Source organism: Ilyobacter sp., from assembly GCF_041583315.1.
Lineage (GTDB): Bacteria > Fusobacteriota > Fusobacteriia > Fusobacteriales > Fusobacteriaceae > Ilyobacter.
The window spans coordinates 1-4,693 of sequence record NZ_JBFHGC010000199.1 but is presented as its reverse complement, the minus strand read 5'-3'; the positions used below and the strand labels follow the sequence as shown (position 1 = coordinate 4,693).

At 35.1% G+C, this 4,693-nt stretch carries 5 protein-coding genes; 3 read left to right on the top strand and 2 right to left on the bottom strand.

Annotation, left to right across the window (positions count from 1 at the left end; genetic code table 11):
• Positions 1 to 409, top strand: a 409-nt coding sequence (locus tag ABZA26_RS08075; protein ID WP_372714015.1) for a YibE/F family protein, incomplete at its 5' end; no start/stop codon positions are given.
• A gap of 89 nt (positions 410 to 498) precedes the next feature.
• On the opposite strand, the gene ABZA26_RS08070 is transcribed toward ABZA26_RS08075, so the two are convergent.
• Entirely contained in the window at positions 499 to 2,067 is a 1,569-nt protein-coding gene (locus ABZA26_RS08070; protein WP_372714013.1) for a ClC family H(+)/Cl(-) exchange transporter, read from the bottom strand.
• Between the two features lie 168 nt (positions 2,068 to 2,235).
• Positions 2,236 to 2,937, bottom strand: coding sequence for a CDP-diacylglycerol--serine O-phosphatidyltransferase (pssA, locus tag ABZA26_RS08065; RefSeq protein WP_372714012.1), 702 nt, complete (start codon positions 2,935 to 2,937; stop codon positions 2,236 to 2,238).
• A gap of 162 nt (positions 2,938 to 3,099) precedes the next feature.
• Between pssA and ABZA26_RS08060 the strand changes: the two genes are divergently transcribed.
• A complete protein-coding gene (locus tag ABZA26_RS08060; protein ID WP_372714011.1) occupies positions 3,100 to 3,843 on the top strand; it encodes an RNA-binding protein in 744 nt (247 codons plus the stop codon).
• Positions 3,844 to 4,040: 197 nt separating this feature from the next.
• Positions 4,041 to 4,693: hypothetical protein (locus ABZA26_RS08055; RefSeq protein ID WP_372714009.1), on the top strand; the 653-nt coding region annotated here is incomplete at its 3' end.

Here is a 4,693-nt window from a genome sequence, read left to right as displayed (position 1 = left end):
TCTAGTGGGAATAAAAATAAGAGAACTTGTGTCAGCAGGTGTTATTTTGGGAAGTATGGGTGCTGTGATGGATGTGGCGGTGTCTATATCCTCTGCACTTGATGAGATTAAACAAAAAAATCCTAAGCTTCATCAGATGGAGATATTCAAGTCTGGAATGAATATAGGAAGTGACATAATAGGAACTATGGTAAATACATTAATCTTAGCCTATATAGGAAGTTCCCTTTTTACTGTGATGCTCCTGGTGATGCAGAGAACGGAGTATCCTATTATAAGAATACTGAATTTTGAATTTATGGCTGTGGAAATAATGAGATCTCTTTGTGGGAGTATAGGTATACTTATTGCTGTGCCTGTTACCTCATATCTTAGTTCATTTAAGGGGGAATCAAATAAAGTCCGTTAACAGTTGAAATATTGTTTTGAACTTTATAAAGCTATTGATAAGGTAGAAAATTACTATAAAAAAACAGGCTGAAAAAATCAACCTGTTTTTTATAGTAAAACTTCCTGTGCTTTTTTTAAAAGATCTAATTTTATGTTTTTAGCCGTAGATTCATTGGTAAGGATTATCAGAACATCACCGCTTAGGATGCTATGTTTTCCTCTTGGAATAATCTCTCTTTCTCCCCTTTTTATACCTACAATCAGACATTCGTTGGGCCATACTATTTCGCATATTTTTTTATTTTCAAAATATGAATCTGGACCTACTGGTATTCGGATAGTGAGTTTTTTATGGATATCTCCTTCTTCGACCTCGTGATTTTCAAGCATCCGTTCAAGAAGAGTATCATATATGGGAATCATCTCAAGAATTTCCGTTATGAGGAATGTGACCATTGTCACAGTTATCAGCGGGAAAAAATGCTCGAATGAACCTGTCATCTCAAGTATGAGTATAGTTCCTGTGATGGGAGCTTTTACGACGGCTGTGAGGAGAGACGCCATACCTAGAATTATAAAATAGATTATATAGCTTTCCTGGTAACCAAAGAAATCAACCATGAGCATTCCATAAATTTTACCGCTTATGGCACCTATAACAAGGATCGGGAGAAAAATACCTCCGGGAGCCCCTGAAGAGTAGCAGATAAGGGTAAATAAAAATTTAAGTCCTAAAAGCACAAAAAGCGTTTTATAAGAAAAAGGATGGTTTATTATCTCTTCAGCAAGATGATGACCTCCACCTGTAACATCTCTAAAGAAAAGACTGACTATGAAAACTATAGAGATTACTATTATTGGCCTTATAATTGTCGGAAGAGGAACTTTAGCATATATCTTCTGAAATTTTACCAGCCAGTCTCCAAATAGTTTTCCAATAATTGTAACTAATAGTGCAAAGATAATTATAAGATAATAGTCATGAAGATCGAACCCGGTTTCTACTTTTATAGTAAAAGCAGGTTCTAAACCAAAAAAATATTTTGAAACAAAGTCACTTATTACTGATGCTATGAGGACACATGTGATGAGAAGAGGAGACATAAATTTATGCAGCTCTTCTATAGAAAAGATGGCACCTGCAAGAGGAGCGTTAAATGCTGCTGCTAGACCTGCACTGGCTCCACAGGAGACAAGGTATTTTCTCTCAGGATCCTCTCTTTTGAAGACTTTGAAAAATCCCTTTCCGATCTCTGCCCCTAAATGAACAGATGGTCCTTCTCTTCCTAAAGACATTCCTGTTCCTATGGCTACGACTCCGCCAAAAAACTTTGCAATGAGTTCTTTTAACCAATCAAACTTCAATTGTCTAACGAGCACTCCCTTTACCTGTGGTATTCCGCTTCCCTTTGCCATTGGAATATATGTATTAATATATCCTAAAGCAAGTGAGAAAATAATCATAAGCAATAATGCTATAAAAATATTACCAGGTGAAAGGTTTTTTTTCAGTGCGGTAAAGGCAATTTCATGGAGTTCACTTGCATAATTTAAGGCTAAACGATAAAAAACTACAACCATGCCCGTAAACAGCCCAACAAGAGCCCCGAAAAAATAAAGCTCCAGTTTTTTGTGACGCAAATTTTTCATAGTTTCGCTGATGTTACTATTTGGCATAATCCGTACACTCCTTGTGAATTTGAACTTTACAGTGTTTGCTATATTATAACATAAAGAATAAGCTGTATCAAGAACGAAAAAGATTATGAATATTAAATAATTTGAATGAAAAGGGAATAATCGACTATTATTTTTAATAAATTAAAAGAGCCTCTCGGCTCTTATTTAATTTTCTGCTGAATTAATGTTCTGCATATGCTGAAAAAGATTTATTAAAACATAGGTAAAAGTTACCACGAAAAGGCTGTATTTTATAGTGGCGATGACAACTATAAAAAATGGTATCCTGAGCTTTTTCGGAATAAACTTAAAAGTTTTGTCAGGAGTCTTAAAAGGTATCGTACTAACCATTAATATTGCTGAGATAATTGTAACGATCTGAAAAATTTCAACATATACAAGTTTCCCAAAAAGATAATGACTGAAAAGGTAATAGGAGCAAACTATTGCGGCTCCTGTAGGGATAGGCATACCGCTGAAATCATCTTTTTCATCTGATGCCGTCGTAACAATGTTAAATTTTACAAGTCTCATAACACCGCACAGGGCGTATATGAAAGAAATAGGTATTATTATATGCGTGATATTTGAATAAATATTTAAAAGTGAGTAAGCAAGTATACTAGGTGCCAATCCGAAAGAGATAGCATCACAGAAAGAATCAAACTCCTTTCCAAATTCGCTATATGCTTCTAGTCTTCTAGCAGTCTGGCCGTCTAGTCCGTCGCATACCATTGCAAGTACAATAAACCAAGCAGCCTGGGTAAAATTTCCTTTGATGGACATAGTTATACTTATATATCCTAAGAGCATATTCGCGGCTGTTATAGCATTTGGTGCCAGATATTTTTTTTCAATTCTGTTCATTTTTTTTTATCACCTTTCCTGTGTTATAAAGTGATTTGATTTTAGCATACAAATGATATAAAATCAATATAATAGCCGTTCTATAAAAACCGGTAACCTGGCTAAAATAAACTTACGAGGTGAAAAAAATTGGATAAAAAATCCTTTTTAAATAATTTTACAATGGATGATATAGGAGCACTTGCGTCACTCTATGAGGATGTGGAGCTGTGCAAGAAAATACAATATCCCATATATACAAAGATGTTTTTTCCACCTGAGGTGTGGAGCACCCTTGAAACCATGAAAAATGCACTGGGTATAGAGGTGGAGAGTAAAGGTGTGACACAGGAATCTGAAAAGAGAGTGATTCTGATAAAGCCAGTTGATTGCGGAGAGTGGTATGAAGATTACCCATTTACATATTTCAAAATTACAGGTGGTTCAAAATTCAAAGAATTGGAACACAGGCATTTTTTGGCTGCTATAATGGGACTAGGGATAAAAAGAGAGATGCTGGGAGACCTCATAGTCCGGGATGGAATGTGTTACGGGGTTATTTTCAGTGACCTGTATAATTTTCTGGAAAACAATCTGACAGTTATAGGCAAGATAGGGGTCACTGTTTCTGAGACAGAGGAAAAGGATATTCCGGAAATGGAGTTTGAAGAAGGGGTGTATCTGGTTTCATCTCTTCGTCTAGACAGTATAGTGTCTGCTGTTACTGAAAAATCTAGATCTACGGCTACAGAACTGATAAAAGAGGGTGCAGTCAGTGTAAATTATTCAGTGAAACGTGAAAAGGATCTTTCTATAAAAGAGGGCGATGTAATTACCGTCAGAAGAAAAGGAAAATTTTTCTTCGAAGAGGTGACAGGTGTAAGTAAAAAAGGTAAGACAAGAATAGTTTTGAAAAAATATAAATAAATTAAAATTGATTCTAGTAAGTTGAAAGAAATTATTGAATTTGCAAACAGGCTTACCTTTTTTAGTCTGTCAAAAGAAAGGAGCTAAGAAAAAATAACAGGCTTATGCTAAATCAGTAATTAATTTTAAACAAATAGGGTTATTTCAACGACTAATAATTTTGAAGTCAAAAATATAATCAGCAAGGAGATGGAAGAGTGTTAAAAAAAGTAACCGGAAAAATAATATTCGTAATTTTAATTATTATAGTTGCAGCTTATTTTATAAGAAACATAATAATCACAAGAATAGTAGAAAGAGAAGCTACCAAAGTAAATAAGGCAATTGTTGAAGTGGACAAACTCAATTACGGAGTTTTTGGAAATAAACTTACAACAGGAAGAATACAGGTATCGGATATAAGGGATACCAGTAAAAATCTTTTGGAGGCTGAAGGACTATCTGTAGAGGTTGACCTCGGTGAGATACTGGATGAAAGTGTGATTGTAAAAGATGTTTTTCTCAAAGGCGTAAGGTTGGGAACAACCAGAGAAAAGGACGGAAGAGTCGAAGGCCTGACTCCGGTGATCTCAAAAGAAAGCTCTTCTTATGAAGAACTTATGGTAAATCTGAAGAAAAGTGATATTGAAAAACTATCTCCTAGGGAAATAATACAGAATGAACTGGACAGAGTTGTAAACGGGTTTGAAAGTCAGCTTTCTGCAAAATACCAAAGTGACCGGGGGAAAATAGCAGAGAGAAAAGAGTACTGGGACAATAAGCTGAAAAAAAATGAAAATAAAAAGAGAGTCGAAGAACTGAAAGTAAAGGCAGAAAAACTGGCAAAAGAGATAAAAGCTACCAAGAATCC